At 73.8% G+C, this 15,282-nt stretch carries 13 protein-coding genes; 6 read left to right on the forward strand and 7 right to left on the reverse strand.

The window, feature by feature from the left end:
- Nucleotides 1-19 precede the first annotated feature (19 nt).
- Nucleotides 20-1,012: a GNAT family N-acetyltransferase gene (locus tag DOO78_RS20425; RefSeq protein ID WP_111471742.1), complete on the forward strand. Its 993-nt coding sequence runs from the start codon at nt 20-22 to the stop codon at nt 1,010-1,012.
- Between the two features lie 80 nt (nt 1,013-1,092).
- On the opposite strand, the gene DOO78_RS20430 is transcribed toward DOO78_RS20425, so the two are convergent.
- The gene (locus DOO78_RS20430) at nt 1,093-1,971 is read right to left on the reverse strand and encodes an alpha/beta fold hydrolase (protein ID WP_111471725.1); all 879 of its coding nucleotides are present in this window, start codon (nt 1,969-1,971) and stop codon (nt 1,093-1,095) included.
- 52 nt (nt 1,972-2,023) lie between these two features.
- A complete protein-coding gene (locus DOO78_RS20435; protein ID WP_243634671.1) occupies nt 2,024-2,950 on the reverse strand; it encodes a metallophosphoesterase family protein in 927 nt (308 codons plus the stop codon).
- 120 nt (nt 2,951-3,070) lie between these two features.
- Here DOO78_RS20435 and DOO78_RS20440 point away from each other — a divergent pair, with 120 nt between their 5' ends.
- The 3 genes from DOO78_RS20440 to DOO78_RS20450 all read left to right on the forward strand — a co-directional run bounded on the left by DOO78_RS20440 (nt 3,071) and on the right by DOO78_RS20450 (nt 5,244).
- On the forward strand, nt 3,071-3,469 hold the full coding sequence (locus tag DOO78_RS20440; RefSeq protein WP_111471726.1) for a carboxymuconolactone decarboxylase family protein: 399 nt from the start codon (nt 3,071-3,073) through the stop codon (nt 3,467-3,469).
- Nucleotides 3,469-4,371: an NAD(P)-dependent oxidoreductase gene (locus DOO78_RS20445; RefSeq protein WP_111471727.1), complete on the forward strand. Its 903-nt coding sequence runs from the start codon at nt 3,469-3,471 to the stop codon at nt 4,369-4,371. Before DOO78_RS20440 ends, DOO78_RS20445 begins: the two co-directional genes overlap by 1 nt.
- A 66-nt stretch (nt 4,372-4,437) precedes the next feature.
- Nucleotides 4,438-5,244, forward strand: a complete 807-nt coding sequence (locus DOO78_RS20450; RefSeq protein ID WP_111471728.1) for an N-acyl homoserine lactonase family protein — start codon at nt 4,438-4,440, stop codon at nt 5,242-5,244.
- 18 nt (nt 5,245-5,262) lie between these two features.
- Here DOO78_RS20450 and DOO78_RS20455 read toward each other — a convergent pair whose 3' ends face one another.
- Together DOO78_RS20455 and DOO78_RS20460 are read right to left on the reverse strand one after the other, a co-directional pair.
- The gene (locus DOO78_RS20455; RefSeq protein WP_111471729.1) at nt 5,263-5,592 is read right to left on the reverse strand and encodes a multidrug DMT transporter permease; all 330 of its coding nucleotides are present in this window, start codon (nt 5,590-5,592) and stop codon (nt 5,263-5,265) included.
- A gap of 43 nt (nt 5,593-5,635) precedes the next feature.
- The gene (locus tag DOO78_RS20460; RefSeq protein WP_111471730.1) at nt 5,636-6,607 is read right to left on the reverse strand and encodes a Bug family tripartite tricarboxylate transporter substrate binding protein; all 972 of its coding nucleotides are present in this window, start codon (nt 6,605-6,607) and stop codon (nt 5,636-5,638) included.
- A 162-nt stretch (nt 6,608-6,769) separates the two neighbouring features.
- Between DOO78_RS20460 and DOO78_RS20465 the strand changes: the two genes are divergently transcribed.
- Together DOO78_RS20465 and DOO78_RS20470 are read left to right on the forward strand one after the other, a co-directional pair.
- Nucleotides 6,770-9,142: a xanthine dehydrogenase family protein molybdopterin-binding subunit gene (locus tag DOO78_RS20465; RefSeq protein ID WP_111471731.1), complete on the forward strand. Its 2,373-nt coding sequence runs from the start codon at nt 6,770-6,772 to the stop codon at nt 9,140-9,142.
- A 229-nt stretch (nt 9,143-9,371) separates the two neighbouring features.
- Nucleotides 9,372-9,731 (forward strand): response regulator, encoded by a 360-nt coding sequence (locus DOO78_RS20470; protein WP_111471732.1) that lies wholly within the window; start codon nt 9,372-9,374, stop codon nt 9,729-9,731.
- A gap of 73 nt (nt 9,732-9,804) precedes the next feature.
- On the opposite strand, the gene DOO78_RS20475 is transcribed toward DOO78_RS20470, so the two are convergent.
- The 3 genes from DOO78_RS20475 to DOO78_RS20485 all read right to left on the reverse strand — a co-directional run bounded on the left by DOO78_RS20475 (nt 9,805) and on the right by DOO78_RS20485 (nt 15,018).
- The gene (locus DOO78_RS20475) at nt 9,805-13,194 is read right to left on the reverse strand and encodes a PAS domain S-box protein (protein WP_111471733.1); all 3,390 of its coding nucleotides are present in this window, start codon (nt 13,192-13,194) and stop codon (nt 9,805-9,807) included.
- Between the two features lie 106 nt (nt 13,195-13,300).
- The gene (hemN, locus tag DOO78_RS20480; RefSeq protein WP_111471734.1) at nt 13,301-14,635 is read right to left on the reverse strand and encodes an oxygen-independent coproporphyrinogen III oxidase; all 1,335 of its coding nucleotides are present in this window, start codon (nt 14,633-14,635) and stop codon (nt 13,301-13,303) included.
- 44 nt (nt 14,636-14,679) lie between these two features.
- Nucleotides 14,680-15,018: a cupin domain-containing protein gene (locus DOO78_RS20485; RefSeq protein ID WP_111471735.1), complete on the reverse strand. Its 339-nt coding sequence runs from the start codon at nt 15,016-15,018 to the stop codon at nt 14,680-14,682.
- Nucleotides 15,019-15,282: the final 264 nt, after the last annotated feature.

Consider the following 15,282-nt stretch of genomic DNA (forward strand, 5'->3'; position numbering starts at 1 on the left):
GCCGGTGGCGGCCGCGGCGATGCTCCGCCCGGGCCGCGATGCCGACGCCGCAGGCTTCATCGCCCTGATCGGCGCCTGCTGGGCGGAGTATCCCGGCTGCGTCCTCGACATCGATGGCGAGCTGCCGGAGCTGCGGGCGCTGGCCAGCCATTATGCCGCGGCCGGCGGCGCGCTCTGGGCGGCCGAGCGGGACGGGCGGGTGGTCGGGATGATCGCCACCCGGCCGGGGCCCGCCCCGGAGGCGTGGGAGATCGGCCGCCTCTATGTCGAGGCCGCGTCGCGCGGCAGCGGCCTCGCCGCGGCGCTGCTCGGCGCGGCCGAGGCGCATGCGCGGGCCGGCGGCGCCGGGCGCCTCGTCCTCTTCTCCGATACGCGCTTCGACCGGGCGCATGCCTTCTACGAGAAGCACGGCTTCCTCCGGCAGGGCCCGATCCGGGTGCTGGACGACCTCTCGCATTCCATCGAGTTCCGCTACGCCAAGCCGCTCCGCGGCGTCGCGGTGGAGGTGTTGGACGCGGCCGGCGCCACCAGCGCCCAGCGGCGCCTGGCGGAGATCCTGGTGGCTTGCGTCGAGGCGGGCGCCAGCGTCTCCTTCCTGCCGCCGCTGGCGCCGTCGCGCGCCCGCGCCTTCTGGCACCGGGTCGCGGCCGATGTCGCGGGCGGGCGCAAGCTGCTGCTCGCCGCCTGGCAGGAGGGCCGGCTGGTCGGCACGGCGCAGCTCATCCTCGACATGCCGGAGAACCAGCCGCACCGGGCGGATGTGGCCAAGGTGCTGGTCGATCCCACCGCCCGCCGCGGCGGGATCGGGCGGGCGCTGATGCGGCGGATCGAGGCCGAGGCGCTGCGGCTCGGCCGGCGGCTGCTGGTGCTCGACACCCTGGCGGGCAGCGAGGGCGAGGCGCTCTACCGCGCCATGGGCTGGCAGGAGACCGGCATCATCCCGGGCTTCGCCCTGGATGCCGCCGGCGCCGAGCACGCGACCATGATCCTGTGGAAGCGCCTCGATCCCTGACGGCGGCGGGGTTGACGCCATCGTGCTTCAATCCTGGGGCGCAGAGGGCATTGATGTCCAAACATCAATGCACACCGGCATCAAAGAAAGCGGTCGAGCTGCGCCAGCACCTCCTCCGGCGCCTCCTCGGCGAGGTAGTGCCCGCTGTTGACCGCCCCGCCCTCCACCGGCCCGGCGGCATAGTCGCGCCAGATGGCCAGCGCATCGTACCAGCGCGGGATGGCGCCCTTGGCGCCCCAGAGGGCGAGCAGCGGGCAGCGCAGCCTCTCACCCGCCGCCCGGCTGGCGCGGTCGTGCTCGAGGTCGATCGCCGTCGCGGCGCGGTAATCCTCGCAGATCGCGGCGACCGTGCCGGGCTCGCGCAGCGCCGCCAGGTAGTCGGCGCGCGCCTCGGGATGGAAGAAGCCCTTGTCCTTCGGCTCGCGCGCCGTGTGCAGGTCGAACCAGTCCTCCGTGTCGCGCAGGATCATGCGCTCCGGCCGGTCATGCGGCTGGGCGAGGAAAAACCAGTGATAGTAGCCGAGCGCGAATTCCATCGTCGTGCGCTCGAAATGCGCGAGCGTCGGGATGATGTCCATGGTGCAGAGCTTCTCGACCGCCTCCGGGTGGTCGAGCACCAGCCGGTGCGCGACGCGGGCGCCGCGGTCATGCGCGACCAGGCGGAAGCGCGGATGGCCGAGCTCGCGCATCAGCGCCACCACGTCCTTCGCCATCTCCCGCTTGGCGTAGTGGCGGCTGTCCGGCGTGACCGGCGGCTTGCCGCTGAAGCCGTAGCCGCGGATATCGGGCGCGATGACGGTGAAGCGCCGGGCCAGCGCCGGCGCCACCCGGTGCCACATGGCATGGGTCTGCGGGTTGCCGTGCAGCAGCAGCAGCGGCGGCCCCTCGCCGCCCCGGCGCAGGCGGATGCGCTGGCCATTGGCCTCGCGCGTCTCCAGCGTGAATCCCTCGAAGAACATCGGCGCCTCCTCCGGCGGCATCCTGCCCCGCGCCGGAACGCCCGGCCAGCGGTCAAGACGCCGGCAGCACCGCGACCGAGGGCGTGGCATCCGTCGCCTGCGGCGCCACCGCTGCCCAGCCCGCGCCATCCCAGGCGCGAGCGAAGACCTCCACCCCGCCATCCGGGGCGATGCGGATCTCGTTGAAGGCGTTCGGCTCGCCGCGCAGCCGGCGGGAGGTGGTGGTGGCCGAGAGCACCACGGTGAGCGGCCCCTCCGCGGCGATGCTGGCCGTGGCGGTGCCGCGCGCCGCCCCCCCCGCCGCACGCGCCGGCTGGGCGATGTCGGCGACGTGCAGATGGCCGGACAGCACCAGCCGCACGCCTTGCCGGGCGAAGGCCGCCAGCGCCCGGGCGGCGCCGCCCACCGCCCGCGCCATGGGGTCGGCCTGCGGCGGCAGGAAGGGATGATGCGCGACGACGATGCGCAGGAGCCCGGGCGGCAGCGCCGCCAGCCGCGCCTCGCAGCGGGCGAGGCGGGCCCGGCTGACGCGGCCGCGCGACCAGTCGAGATACCAGCCGCCGCGCCGCGCCGTGTTCAGCCCGACCACGCCCACCCGGCCATCCTGGAACACCGGCTCGACCTCGGGCGCGATGCAGCGCCGCCAGCGCGCATAGGGGTCGAGATAGCGCTGCGGCCGCCAGTAGCCGACCAGGTCGTGGTTGCCCGGCACCGCCAGGACCGGGCAGCGGAGCCCGTCGATGAAGCGGCGGGCGGCGAGGAATTCGTGCCGCCGCCCGCGCATGGTGAGGTCGCCGCTGATGGCGACCAGATCGGGCGGGTCCCGCGCCAGCTCGGCCGCCAGCCCGGCGACCACCGCCGGCAGCTCGGCGCCGAAATGCAGGTCGGAGAGATGCGCGATGCGGTACGGGGCCCGGGCCGGATGGCCTGGACCCTGATGGCGGGGGGCGCCGCGCGGCGGCATGGCCTCGGCTTGCATGATCCGGCCTCAACAGGCGGGCGGCGGGCGGGTTCGACCCCGCCGCGGTCGGGATCAGCCGGTTGACCGCCGGCGCCGCCCGCGCGAGCCTTCGGCCCCCGATGGATCAGGAGGAATGCCATGTCCGAGGATAGCGCCCTGTTCGACAAGGGCCTGCCCATCCGCCGCGAGGTGCTGGGCCCGGACTATGTCGACGGCTCGATGGCCAAGGCCGACGAGTTCATGATGTCCTTCCAGCGCGCCACCACCGCCTGGGCCTGGGGCTGGGCCTGGGGCGACCCGACGCTGGAGCGCAAGACCCGCTCCATGCTGAACCTCGCCATGCTGACCGCGCTCGGCAAGACGCCGGAGATCAAGCTGCATGTGAAGGGCGCGCTGAACAACGGCGTGACGGTGGAGGAGATCAAGGCGGTGCTGCTGCACGCCACCGCCTATTGCGGCATCCCCGCCGGGCTCGATGCCTTCAAGGCGGCGCATGAGGTGCTGGTCGCCGAAGGCGCCTTGCCGGGCAAGAAGTGATGCCCACCCCCATCAAGCGCGTCGGCTTCGTCGGCATCGGCAACATGGGCTGGCCGATGGCGGCCAACCTGGTGAAGGCGGGCTTCGAACTCGTGGTCTGCGACGCGGTGCCCGGCCGCAGCGCGCAGTTCGCCGGCGAGGTGGGCGGCACGGCGGTGGCCGACCCGGCCGCGGCGGCGAAGGGGGTGGACGCCTTCGTCACCATCCTGCCCACCAGCAAGCAGGTGGCCGAGGTCGCGGCGCAGGTGGCGCCGGTGCTGGCCGAGGGGACGCTGGTCATCGACATGACCAGCGGCCAGCCGGCGCGGACGCGGGAGATCGCGGCCCGGCTGGCGGAACGCGGCATCCCGATGATCGATGCGCCGGTCTCGGGTGGCGTGCCGCGGGCCAAGTCGGGCGACCTCGCCATCATGCTGGGCGGCGAGGCGGCGGCGCTCGACCGCGCCGAGCCGGTGCTGCAGGCGATGGGCAGCAGCCTCTACCGCTGCGGCGGCATCGGCGCCGGCCAGGCGATGAAGGCGCTGAACAACCTCTCCTCGGCCGGCACCTTCCTGATGGGGATCGAGGTGCTGCTGATCGGCCAGCGCTTCGGCCTCGACCCCGCGACGATGGTCGATGTGCTCAACGCCTCCTCGGGCATGAGCAACAGCAGCCAGCGCAAGTTCAAGCAATACGTGCTGAACCGCCGCTTCGACGACGGCTTCGCGCTGGAGCTCATGGTCAAGGATCTCGGCATCGCGCTCGAGGTCGGGCGGGACACCGAGACGCCGACGCCCTTCTCCGCGCTCTGCCGGGAGATGTGGGCCGCGGCCCTCGCCTCGCTCGGCCCGGGCCACAACCACACCGCCCTCGCCCAGCTCTCGGAGAAGCTGGCGGGCGAGATCCTCGGCGGCAACAAGTGATACCGGCCCGGCGCCCCTGCGCCGGGCCTCATCCACCGCAACGACACCGGGAGGAACGGACCGCCGATGACGACAGCGCCCCAATGGGAAATCTACGCCATCCGCTACGGCCGCCATGAGCGCGAGGCGCAGAGCAACTTCCTGCTGCCGGTGGCGGACCCGCACGACGCCATGCCGCTCGACTACTTCGTCTGGCTGGTGCGCAACGCCGAGGGGCATGAGATCGTCGTCGATACCGGCTTCGACGCCGCCTGCGCCGCCAGGCGCGGCCGCAAGCTGAACCGCAGCGTCGCCGACAGCCTGCGCGCCATGGAGTGCGACCCGGCCCGGGTGCGCGACGTGGTCGTGACGCATCTGCACTACGACCATGCCGGCAGCATCGACATCTTCACCGGCGCGCGGATCCACATCCAGGACCGCGAGATGGCCTTCGCCACCGGGCGGCACATGTGCACCGCCTGCATCCGCCTGCCCTTCGAGGCGGACCACGTGGTCGCCATGGTGCGCGCCCTCTTCGCCGACAAGGTGCAGTTCCACGACGGCGAGGGCCAGGTGGCGCCCGGCGTCACCGTGCACCGCGTCGGCGGGCATTCGGACGGGCTGCAGGTGGTGCGGGTGGAGACGGCGCGCGGGCCGGTGGTGCTGGCCTCGGACGCCATGCATTTCTACGCCAACAACGACACCGGGAACCCCTTCCCGATCATCTTCGACCTCGGCGCCATGACCCAGGGCTGGCGCATCGCGAAGCGCCTCGCCGGGGGCGACGAGACGCGGGTGATCCCGGGCCATGATCCGGCGGTGCGCACGCGCTTCCCGGCGGTGCCCGGCCAGGATGGCGAGATCGTCGCCCTGCACCTGCCGCCGGTCGGCTGAGGAGGGTGCCGGCCGTCCTCAGAGCCGGTTCAGCACCACCGTGACGAGGAAGAAGCCGAGCAGCGCCAGCCCCATGGAGAGGCCCGGCCAATAGGGCCGGGCCCCGCCCCGCACCAGCAGGGCATTGGCGCCGAGCGAGAGGATCAGCCCGGCCACCGGCTGCGACCAGGGCAGCGTCCAGAAGCCCCAGCCGAGCAGGAACAGCCAGAAGCCGAAGGCGGCGCGGCCCATGAAGTGGAAGACGCGGTCGGCGACCGCCGCCGCTGGCCGCAGCCCGGGCGTCGAGCAGCGCGCCTCGATGACGCCGGCGAGGGAGAGGAGGATCAGCGCCGCGATATAGACCTGCATCCCGAGGGTCTAGCCGCTCGGCCGCCCCGGGCGAAGCCGGCCTCTATTCGAGGCGGATATGCGCTGCCTGGATCACCTCGCGCCAGCGCGCCGCCTCGCTGCGGATGGTGGCCGCCGTCGCCTCGGGCGGGCCGCCGATCGGCTCCAGCCCGAGCTCGGCCAGGCGGCGGCGGAAGCCTGTCTCGGCCAGGATGCTGTTGGTCTCCGCGTTCAGCCGCTCGACCACCGGCGCCGGCAGCCCGGCCGGCCCGGCGAGGTAGTTGAAGGCGGCGGAATCGAAGCCCGGCAGCGTCTCGGCGATGGTCGGCAGGTCGGGCATCAGGGTCGAGGGCTGCGCGCTGGCCACCGCGATGGCCCGCACCGCGCCACTCGCCCGGTGCTCGACGAAGAGCAGCAGCGTGTCGATGAGGAAGGCGATGCGGCCGGCGATCAGCTCCTGGATCGCCGGGCCGCTGCCGCGGAAGGGCACATGCGTCACCTCGATGCCGGCGCGCAGCTTCAGCATCTCGCCCGCGAGATGGGAGGAGGCGCCGATGCCCGAGCTGCCGAAGGTGAGCTCGCCCGGCCGCGCCTTCGCCAGGGCGATCAGCTCCGGCACGCTCCGCACCGGCAGGCCGGGATTCACCACCAGCAGGTTCGGCGCGCTCACCAGGCTGACGACCGGGGTGAAGTCCCGCACCGGGTCATAGGGCAGGCTGGGCATCAGGCTCGGATTGACGATCTGCGGCCCCGGCGTGCCGTAGAGCAGCGTGGTGCCGTCCGGCCTCGCCTTGGCGACGGCATCGGCGCCGATGGTGGCCCCGGCGCCCGGCCGGTTCTCCACCACCACCGGCTGGCCGAGCGCCGGCCCCAGCCGCTCCGCCAGCAGCCGCGCCAGCAGGTCGGAGGCGCCGCCCGGCGCGAAGGGCACGACGAGCCGCAGCGGCCGCGTCGGCCAGTCCTCCGCCGCCCCTGGCCTGGCCGCGGCCAGCAGCCCCGCCAGGACGCCCGCCGCGCCGCGCCGTCCGATCCGCATGGCCGTTCCATCCCGTCGTCCTGTTGCCGCTCAGGCTCCGGGAGAGGCGATGGGGTGTCAATGCGACGAGGGCAGCGGGGCGATGGGGCGGTGGGGTCGCGTCCGGCGCGAAGCTGGCCTAGGCTTGCCGCCAAACCCACCCATACCTGCCGAGAGCGACGAATGCCCGACAGCACCATGCCGGATGTCACGCGCCTGAAATTCGGCGTCGGCCAGGCCGTCCCGCGCAACGAGGACCCGATCCTGCTGCAGGGCCGCGGCCGCTACACCGACGATGTCAGCCTGCCCGGCCAGCTCTACGCCGTGATGGTCCGCAGCCCCTATGCGCATGGCGTCATCCGCGGCATCGAGACGGCGGCGGCGCTGGAGGTGCCGGGGGTCCTCGGCGTCTACACCGAGGCCGATCTGGATGGCCACGGCTATGGCGGGATGCGCTGCCCGCTGCCCCTGAAGAACGCCGACGGCACGCCGCTGCGCAACATCCTCCGCCCGGCCCTCGCGGCCGACAAGGTCCGCTTCGTCGGCGACCCGGTCGCCTTCGTCGTGGCCGAGAGCAAGGCGGCGGCGAAGGACGGCGCCGAGGCGGTCTATGTCGATATCGACGTGCTGCCGGCGGTGACCGAGGCCGCCGCCGCCGCGGCGCCGGATGCGCCGCAGCTCTACGACCACGTCCCCGGCAATTGCGTGCTCGACTTCCATTACGGCGATGCCGCGAAGGTGGCCGGGGCCTTCGCCGCGGCGGCGCATGTCACGAAGCTCGCCATCCGTAACAACCGCATCGTCGTCTGCGCCATGGAGCCGCGCAGCGCCATCGGCGAGTACGATGCCGAGAGCGGCCGCTACACGCTGCATGTCGGCAGCCAGGGCGTCTTCGGCCTGAAGAACCAGATGGCGAACGACGTGCTGAAGGTGCCGCCGGAGAAGGTGCGGATCCTGACCGGCAATGTCGGCGGCAGCTTCGGCATGAAGGCCAGCGCCTATCCGGAATATCTCTGCCTGCTGCATGCCGCGAAGCTGCTCGGCCGGCCGGTGAAGTGGACCGACGAGCGCACCGACTCCTTCCTCTCGGACCAGCATGGCCGCGACCACGAGGTGGATGCCGAGCTCGCCCTCGATGCCGAGGGGCGGGCGCTGGCGGTGCGGCTGACCAGCTACGCCAATATGGGCGGCTACCTCTCCACCTCGGCGCCGCTGATGGGCACCGGCAATTTCGTCAAGAACATCCAGTCGAACTACGCGACGCCGCTGATCGAGGTGACGACGCGCTGCATCCTCACCAACACCACGCCGATCGGCGCCTATCGCGGTGCCGGCCGGCCGGAGGGCAACTACTTCTTCGAGCGGCTGCTGGAGCAGGCGGCGAAGGAGACCGGCAGGGACGCCATCGCGCTGCGCCGGATCAACCACATCAAGCCTGGCGCCTTCCCCTTCAGCGCCCCCTCCGGCTCGGTCTATGACAGCGGCGACTTCACCGCGGTGCTGGAGCGGGCGCTGGAGGCGGCGGATTGGGAGGGCTTCCCGGCCCGCAAGGCGGAGAGCCGGGCGCGCGGCCTGCTGCGCGGCCGGGGCATCGGCAATTTCCTGGAATGCACGGCGCCGCCGATGAAGGAGCAGGGCGAGATCCGCTTCGAGGCGGACGGCACCGTCACGATCATCACCGGCACGCTGGATTACGGCCAGGGCCACTGGACGCCCTTCGCCCAGGTGCTGCACCAGGCCCTCGGCGTGCCCTTCGAGAGCATCCGGCTGGTGCAGGGCGATTCCGACCTGCTGATCGCCGGCGGCGGCACCGGCGGCTCGAAGTCGCTGATGGCCTCCGGGGCGGCGATCGTCGAGGCGGCGCAGCTCGTCGTCGAGAAGGGCCGGACGGCGGCGGCGCATATGCTCGAGGCCGCGGTCGCGGATATCGAGTTCGAGCGGGACGCCGAGGGGCTCGGCCGCTTCACCATCGCCGGCACCGACCGCGGCATCGGCATCATGGAGCTCGCCGAGCGCCTCCGCACGGCGAACAACCCGCCGCCCGACATGCCGGAGAGCCTGAACGTGCGGCACGTCTTCGGCGAGGCGCCGATGGCCTACCCCAATGGCTGCCACATCTGCGAGGTCGAGATCGAGCCGGAGACCGGCCATGTCGAGGTGGTGCGCTACACCTCGGTCAACGATTTCGGCGTCATCGTCAACCCGCTGATGGTGGCCGGCCAGGCGCATGGCGGCATCGCCCAGGGCATCGGCCAGGCGCTGATGGAGCGGGTGGCCTATTCCGAGGAGGGCCAGCTCCTCTCCGGCAGCTACCAGGATTACTGCCTGCCGCGCGCCGGCGACCTGCCGGATTTCGGCTTCCTCAGCCACCCGACGCCCTGCCGCACCAACCCGCTCGGCGCCAAGGGCTGCGGCGAGGCCGGCTGCGCGGGTTCCCTGCCGGCGGTGATGAACGCGCTGGTCGATGCCCTGTCCGAGTTCGGCGTCACCCATATCGACATGCCGGCGACGCCGGAGCGGGTCTGGCGCGCCATCGCGGAGGCGCGGACGGCATGAGCCGCCATGGCCAGGGCCCGACATCAACGCTCGCAGAAGCGTGAGTCGATCTATCCATTTGCGCGTGTAAACCATTCCACAACCAATAGAACGGTTGCAGAATCGCATCTGGGTGGCACGAAAGAGTCGCCGCGATATCGGGCGGGGAACCAGAGGCCTGGCCGGGTGCTGTCGCGTTGCGCGCTGGATCGGGTCCGTCGGATCCGGTGGCCGAAGAGGGAGTGCGGGTATGACAAGGCTCACCGGGCGCCGGGTGCTCGTCGTCGAAGACGAGGCTCTGGTTGCGATGCTGGTCGAGGATGCGCTTCTTGATGCCGGTGCGGCCGTGGTGGGCCCCGCCGCCACGGTCTCCGAGGCCCTGTCGCTGCTGAGCAAGGAGAATCCGGACGTCGCGGTGCTGGACCTCAACCTCGCCGGCGAGACCTCGACCCCGGTCGCCGATGTCCTGGCGCAGCGCGGCGTGCCCTTCGTGGTGGCCACCGGCTATGGCGCGGAAGGCCTGCCGCCGAGCCACGCCCATGTGCCCGTGCTGGCCAAGCCCTATGATCCGGACGACCTGACCGCGGCCCTCGGCCGGCTCTGCGCCTGACCCCTCCCCGCGCGGCCAGGCGGCGGCGTCGGGGAACCACGCCAGGGCGGCGAGGCGGGCCGGTCGGCGCGCCTCAGGCCCTGTCGGCCCGCGGGCCGGCTTGCGGCAGCCAGAGCGAGACCACCGTCCCCTCCCCCGGCTTGCTCTCGATCTGCAGCGCACCGCCGGACTGCGCCGCGAAGCCATGCGCCACGGCCAGGCCGAGGCCGCTGCCCTGGCCGGTTTCCTTGGTGGTGAAGAAGGGCTCCGTGGCACGGGCGCGGATCGCCGCATCCATGCCATGGCCGGAATCGATGACCCGGATCCGCAGGTAGTCTGCGGGCGGCAGGCCTTGCGGATTGCCCTCGCCCAGCGCCTCGACCGCGGCATCGAGCCGGATGCGGCCGGTCCCGGCAATGGCATCCCGGGCGTTCAGGGCCAGGTTGACCAGCACCAGCTCGAGATGCGAGCGGTCCGCCCGCACCGCCGGCAGGCCGGGCGGCACCGCGATCTCCAGCCGGATATCGGGGCCGAGCGGCCCGCGCAGCAGCGTCGCCACGCCCTGCATCACCTCGGGCAGCGGCACCGGCGCCGCCTCCAGCCGGTCCTGCCGGGCGAAGGCTAGCATCCGCCGCGTCAGCTCGGCGCCGCGCTCCGCCGCCTGCATCGCCACGCCGGCATAGCGCCGCACCCGCTCCGGCCGCGCGGCATGGTCGGCCAGCAATTGCAGCGCCCCGGTCAGGACCTGCAGCAGGTTGTTGAAATCATGCGCCACGCCGCCGGCGACGCGGCCGAGCGCCTCCAGCTTCTGCGCCTCGCGCAGCCGCGCCTCGGCCCGGTTGCGCTCCGTCATGTCGAAGAGGACGGAATAGCTCAGCAGGAAGCGGCCCGTCGCGTCATGGTCGGCCCGCGCCCGCAGCAGCACCTCGACCACCCGCCCGTCGGCGCGCCGCATGCGGTACTCCACCTCCCGCACCTCGTCGCCGGTCTCCCGTAGCTGGGCGAGCGCGGCCTCCCAGCGCGCCGCGCTCTCGGGCAGCATGAACTCGCCGGTGCGCCGGCCCAGCACCTCCTCGCGCCGGTAGCCGAGGAAGGTGAGCCACTCCTCGCTCACCCGCAGCAGCCGTCCCTCCGCATCGACCGAATGGAAGGGCGCCGGCGTGCGGTCGTAGATGCGGCGCAGCTCGCCCTCGCGCGCCGCCAGCTCGGCGGTGCGGGCCGCCACCGCCTGCTCCAGCACCACCTTGTCGGCCCGCAGCGCCGCCTCCGCCCGCTTGCGGTCGGTCAGGTCGAGCAGGAAGGCGATCGTCTCCTCGCGCGCCTCGCCGATCACGGTGAAGCCCACCAGGACCGGCACGCGGCTGCCGTCGGGCCGGCGATACTCCATCTCGTGCGGCGGGGAGAGGCCCATCTCCCGCACCGCGGCGATGCCCGCCTCCCCGGCGCGCCGCCCCGCCGGCGGCGCCAGCGCGTCCCAGCGCAGGCCGCCGGCGGCGAGCGCCGCCCGGTCATGGCCGAGGAGCCGCAGCGCCGCATCGTTGGCATCCAGGATGCGGCCATGGAGGTCGCCCCGCAGGACGCCGATCGGGCTGGCTTCCAGCATGGCGCGCAGCTCCGCCTCGCGCAGCCGGGCCTCGGTGATGTCGCGGCTCACCCCCAGCAGGCGCCAGGGCCGGCCATGGGCGTCGCGGATCAGCCGGCCGGTGATGGCGAGCCAGCGCTCGGCCCCGTCCGAGGCACGCCGGATCCGGAACTCCGCCGAGAGCGCGCCCTCCTCGCCCGCCAGCGCCGCGTCGCGGGCCGCCAGCACCGCGGCCCGGTCCTCCTCATGCACGCAGGCCATCAGCGCCGCGACATCGGGCGCGGGCAGCGCGGGGTCGAGGCCGAACAGCGCGTAGTGCCGCTCCGACCAGACCTGCCGGCCGCTCCGCAGGTCGAGGTCCCAGCTCCCGATCCCGCCCGCCTCCTGGGCCAGGCGCAGCCGCGCCTCGCTCTCCCGCAGCGCATCCTCGGCGGCGCGGCGCGCGGTGACGTCGCGCACCGCGCCGAGCGCCCGCACCGGCCGGCCGCCGGCGTCGAGCAGGACCTCGCCACGGTCGTGCAGCCAGCGCAGCCGGCCATCCGGCAGCCGGATGCGGTATTCGAGGGCGAAGGGGCCGCCCTCGTCGAGGACGCGGCGGAGGCGCTGGCGCGTCAACGGCCGGTCCTCGGGGTCCAGCCGGGCCAGCCAATGCGCGTAGTGGCCCGACCAGGTCTGGTCGCCGCCGGCCTGCGGCTCGGCCGGCAGCCTCTCGCCATGCAGCGCCGCGTATTCGCGGGTCGCCCGGCCGGTATCGGCGGCGATGTCCCACTCATAGGCGCCGATCTGGCCGGCCCGCTGCGCCAGCCGCAGCCGCTGCTCGCTCTCGGCCAGCGCCGCCTCGGACCGGCGGCAATCCCCGAGCAGCCCGTCGAAGGCATGCCCCAGCACCACCGCCTCGGCGAAGCCGGATCGCGGCGCCAGCGGGTCGCGGCTGCCCTCGGCCTGTTGCCGCGCGGCGGCATCGGCGAGGTGCCGCAGCGGCCGGGCGAGCCAGGCGGCGGCCACCCAGCCGAGCAGCGCGGCGAGCAGGCTGGCGCCGAGGCCATAGAGGAGGATGTCGCGCCGCAGCGCCCGGGCCGGCGCCAGGGCGGCCTCGATCGGCCGGCGCGCCAGGACCTGCCAGCCGGGTCCGGGGTCGTTGCCCGCGTCCCGCAGGCTCCGGCCGGCCACCAGGAAGCCATCGCCGTCCGGCAACCCGACCACGCCGCGGGCCGGCACCGGCATGGGCAGGACATGGCCGATCAGCGCCTCCGGCCCGAGCAGCACGTCCCGGCTGCGGGCGACGACCAGCAATTCCGGCTCGCCCGGCCGCGGCCGCCCGACCAGCACCGACAGCCAGCGCCAGTCGAGCTGCGCCACCACCACGCCGATCACCCGCCCCGCCGCGTCCTGCACCGGCATGGCGAGGTCGAGCAGCCGGCGCGGCTGCGCCTCGCCGGGCGGGTCGGCCGGCCGCCCGACCTCGTGCACATCCTCGGCCACCGGCCCGAGCGTCGCGGCCCGCAGCAGCGGCCAGGCCGCGACATCCCGCCCCTCGATGGCCGAGCGGCTGTCGATGAGCACCTGGCCTTCGGGCGAGACGAAGGCGAGGAGCCGGTAATCGGGGAAGCTGTCGTGCAGCTGCCGGAGGATGGAGCGGCGCAGCGCCGGGCTGCTCGCCGCGTCCCGCATCAGGGGCAGGCCGGCGAGGATCCGCAGGTCGCGCCAACGCGCCGAGAGCGCCTGGTCGAACCGCTCGGCGAGGCGTGCCGCGGCGGCATCGAGCGCCTCGTGCTGGCTGGCCTCGAGGCGGCGCGTCGCCTCGCGCCCCGCGAGCAGGCTGGTGCCCAGCGCGGCGAGGAGCGCGATGCCGCCGAAGGCGGCGGCCAGGATAACGCGCAGGGGTGGGTGCGACAGCGCCATGGGCCGAAGGAGAACCCTTTCCTCCTGCCTGCGCCGCCACGCGGCGGGATCACATGCGTGTCAAAGCGGCAGCGGCACCCGCAGCCCCGGCGCCCGCCGGCCGGGATCAGACCGCGACGCTGTGCCGCCCGGCGCCCGTCCCGAGATAGGCGTCGAAGCAGGCGGCGACGTGCCGGACATGGCGCCGCCCGGCCGCGGTGACGCGCAGCCCCGCGGCGGTGAGCTCGACCAGGCCGTCGCTGGCGAGCGGCGCCAGGGCCGGCCGCACCTCCGCCTGCAGGGCCGGCGGCAGGCCGGAGAGATCGAGGGCGAAGTCGCACATCACCCGCTCGATGCAGTGCCGCCGCAGCCGGTCCTCGGCCGTCACCGCCCGGCCGCGGCGCACCGGCAGCTGCCCGGCCTCCACCGCCGCCACCCAGCGGCGCTCGTTCGGCTCGTTCTGGGCGTAGCCGGCCGCCGCGATGCTGCCGATCGCCGAGGCGCCGAGGCCGAGCAGCACCGGCGCGGCATCCGTGGTGTAGCCCTGGAAATTGCGGTGCAGCCGGCCCTCGCGCGCGGCCGCGGCCATCGGGTCCGCCGGCCGGGCGAAATGGTCGAGGCCGATCGCCTCGTAGCCGGCGGCGACCAGCGCCTGCTCGGCGGCCTCGGCCTGCAGCAGCCGCTCCAGCGCGCCCGGCAGGGCATCGGTGGGGATCGCGTTCTGGTGCGGCTTCATCCAGGGAACATGGGCATAGCCGAAGACCGCGACCCGGTCGGCCCCGAGCGCGGCAGCGAAGCGGGCGGTGGCGGCGACCTGCGCCACCCCCTGCCCCGGCAGCCCGTACATGAGGTCGAGATTGATGCCGGCGATGCCGGCGGCCCGCAGCAGGGCGACGGCGCGCTCCACCACCGCCTCGGGCTGCATGCGGCCGATCCGCTTCTGCACCGCCGGATCGATGTCCTGCACGCCGAGCGAGGCGCGGGTGATGCCGCCCTCGGCGAGCGCGGCGACGATCGGCTCGTCCAGCACCCGCGGATCGAGCTCGATCGCCAGCTCGGCCCCGGGCCGGACGGGGAAGAGGCGGCGCAGCGCGGCGAGCAAGCCGCGCAGCCCCTCGGCGCCCAGGATGCTCGGCGTGCCGCCGCCGAGATGCAGCGCCGCCAGTCCGGCATGCGGCGGCAGCGCCGCGGCCAGCAGCCCCGCCTCTTGCCGCAGGGCCTCGGCATAGCGCTCGATGCGGCCGTTGCTGCGGGTGACGGCGGTATGGCAGCCGCAATACCAGCAGAGGGCGCGGCAGAAGGGGATGTGCAGGTAGAGGCTGAGCGAGTCCTCCGGCCGGACCTGGGCGAGCCAGCCGCGATACGCCGCCTCGTCCAGCGGACCGAATTGCGGCGCGGTGGGGTAGGAGGTGTAGCGCGGCAGCCGGGCCAGGGCGTAGCCGACGGGGATGGACCTGCTCATCGGCCGATCCTGGGCCGATGGTGCCGTCGCCGCCTTGCGGCGGATCAAGCCGGGGGCAGATGCACCGCCAGCCAGAGGGTCTGGCGCGCCGGATCGGTCCAGGCGACGCGGTGGCGGCAGCCGGCGGGGATCACCACCCAGTCGCCCGGGGCGAGGTCCCGCTCGAAGCCCTCGGCGAAGCCGAGCCGGGCGGCGCCGGCGAGCAGCAGGACGAATTCGTCGCCCGGCTGGTCGTACCAGCGGCCGGGCGGATCGGCCTGGGCAAGGGAGGCGATGCGCTCCACCCGCGCCCCACCGGCCGCGAGCAGCTCGGTGAAGGCCTCGCCGCCCAGGGCGGGCGGCGCCGGGCCCTCGGCGATGCGGCCGAAGCGCGGCGGGCTCATGCCGGGCGCCGCTTCCGGCGGCCTGGCCGCGCCGCATTGGCGGCGGCGCCCATCCGGGCGCCCGGCATGAATGAATCCTTCATGCCGTTGGCATCATACGAACGGCCGTTGATGGTGACCCATCAACGGCCCCTCAAACGCCGGGCGCAAACCTCCGGTTTGCTTGTGTCTTTGGCGCTGGGATAGAGACTTGGGCGCCGCCGGCTGGGGGCGCGCCCCCAGCCGGCGGACTGTCCGGGAGACCGATCCGGTACACGGGAGGTC

The organism is Roseicella frigidaeris (genome assembly GCF_003258945.1).
Classification (GTDB): Bacteria; Pseudomonadota; Alphaproteobacteria; order Acetobacterales; family Acetobacteraceae; genus Paracraurococcus; species Paracraurococcus frigidaeris.

Excerpts from the sequence above, each read along its gene's own strand:
- DOO78_RS20425 (WP_111471742.1), top strand. The coding sequence starts at position 20 with ATGCTCCGCCCGGGCCGCGATGCCGACGCCGCAGGCTTCATCGCCCTG.
- DOO78_RS20430 (WP_111471725.1), bottom strand. The coding sequence starts at position 1,971 with ATGTTCTTCGAGGGATTCACGCTGGAGACGCGCGAGGCCAATGGCCAG.
- DOO78_RS20435 (WP_243634671.1), bottom strand. The coding sequence starts at position 2,950 with ATGCAAGCCGAGGCCATGCCGCCGCGCGGCGCCCCCCGCCATCAGGGT.
- DOO78_RS20440 (WP_111471726.1), top strand. The coding sequence starts at position 3,071 with ATGTCCGAGGATAGCGCCCTGTTCGACAAGGGCCTGCCCATCCGCCGC.
- DOO78_RS20445 (WP_111471727.1), top strand. The coding sequence starts at position 3,469 with ATGCCCACCCCCATCAAGCGCGTCGGCTTCGTCGGCATCGGCAACATG.
- DOO78_RS20450 (WP_111471728.1), top strand. The coding sequence starts at position 4,438 with ATGACGACAGCGCCCCAATGGGAAATCTACGCCATCCGCTACGGCCGC.
- DOO78_RS20455 (WP_111471729.1), bottom strand. The coding sequence starts at position 5,592 with ATGCAGGTCTATATCGCGGCGCTGATCCTCCTCTCCCTCGCCGGCGTC.
- DOO78_RS20460 (WP_111471730.1), bottom strand. The coding sequence starts at position 6,607 with ATGCGGATCGGACGGCGCGGCGCGGCGGGCGTCCTGGCGGGGCTGCTG.
- DOO78_RS20465 (WP_111471731.1), top strand. The coding sequence starts at position 6,770 with ATGCCCGACAGCACCATGCCGGATGTCACGCGCCTGAAATTCGGCGTC.
- DOO78_RS20470 (WP_111471732.1), top strand. The coding sequence starts at position 9,372 with ATGACAAGGCTCACCGGGCGCCGGGTGCTCGTCGTCGAAGACGAGGCT.
- DOO78_RS20475 (WP_111471733.1), bottom strand. The coding sequence starts at position 13,194 with ATGGCGCTGTCGCACCCACCCCTGCGCGTTATCCTGGCCGCCGCCTTC.
- hemN (WP_111471734.1), bottom strand. The coding sequence starts at position 14,635 with ATGAGCAGGTCCATCCCCGTCGGCTACGCCCTGGCCCGGCTGCCGCGC.
- DOO78_RS20485 (WP_111471735.1), bottom strand. The coding sequence starts at position 15,018 with ATGAGCCCGCCGCGCTTCGGCCGCATCGCCGAGGGCCCGGCGCCGCCC.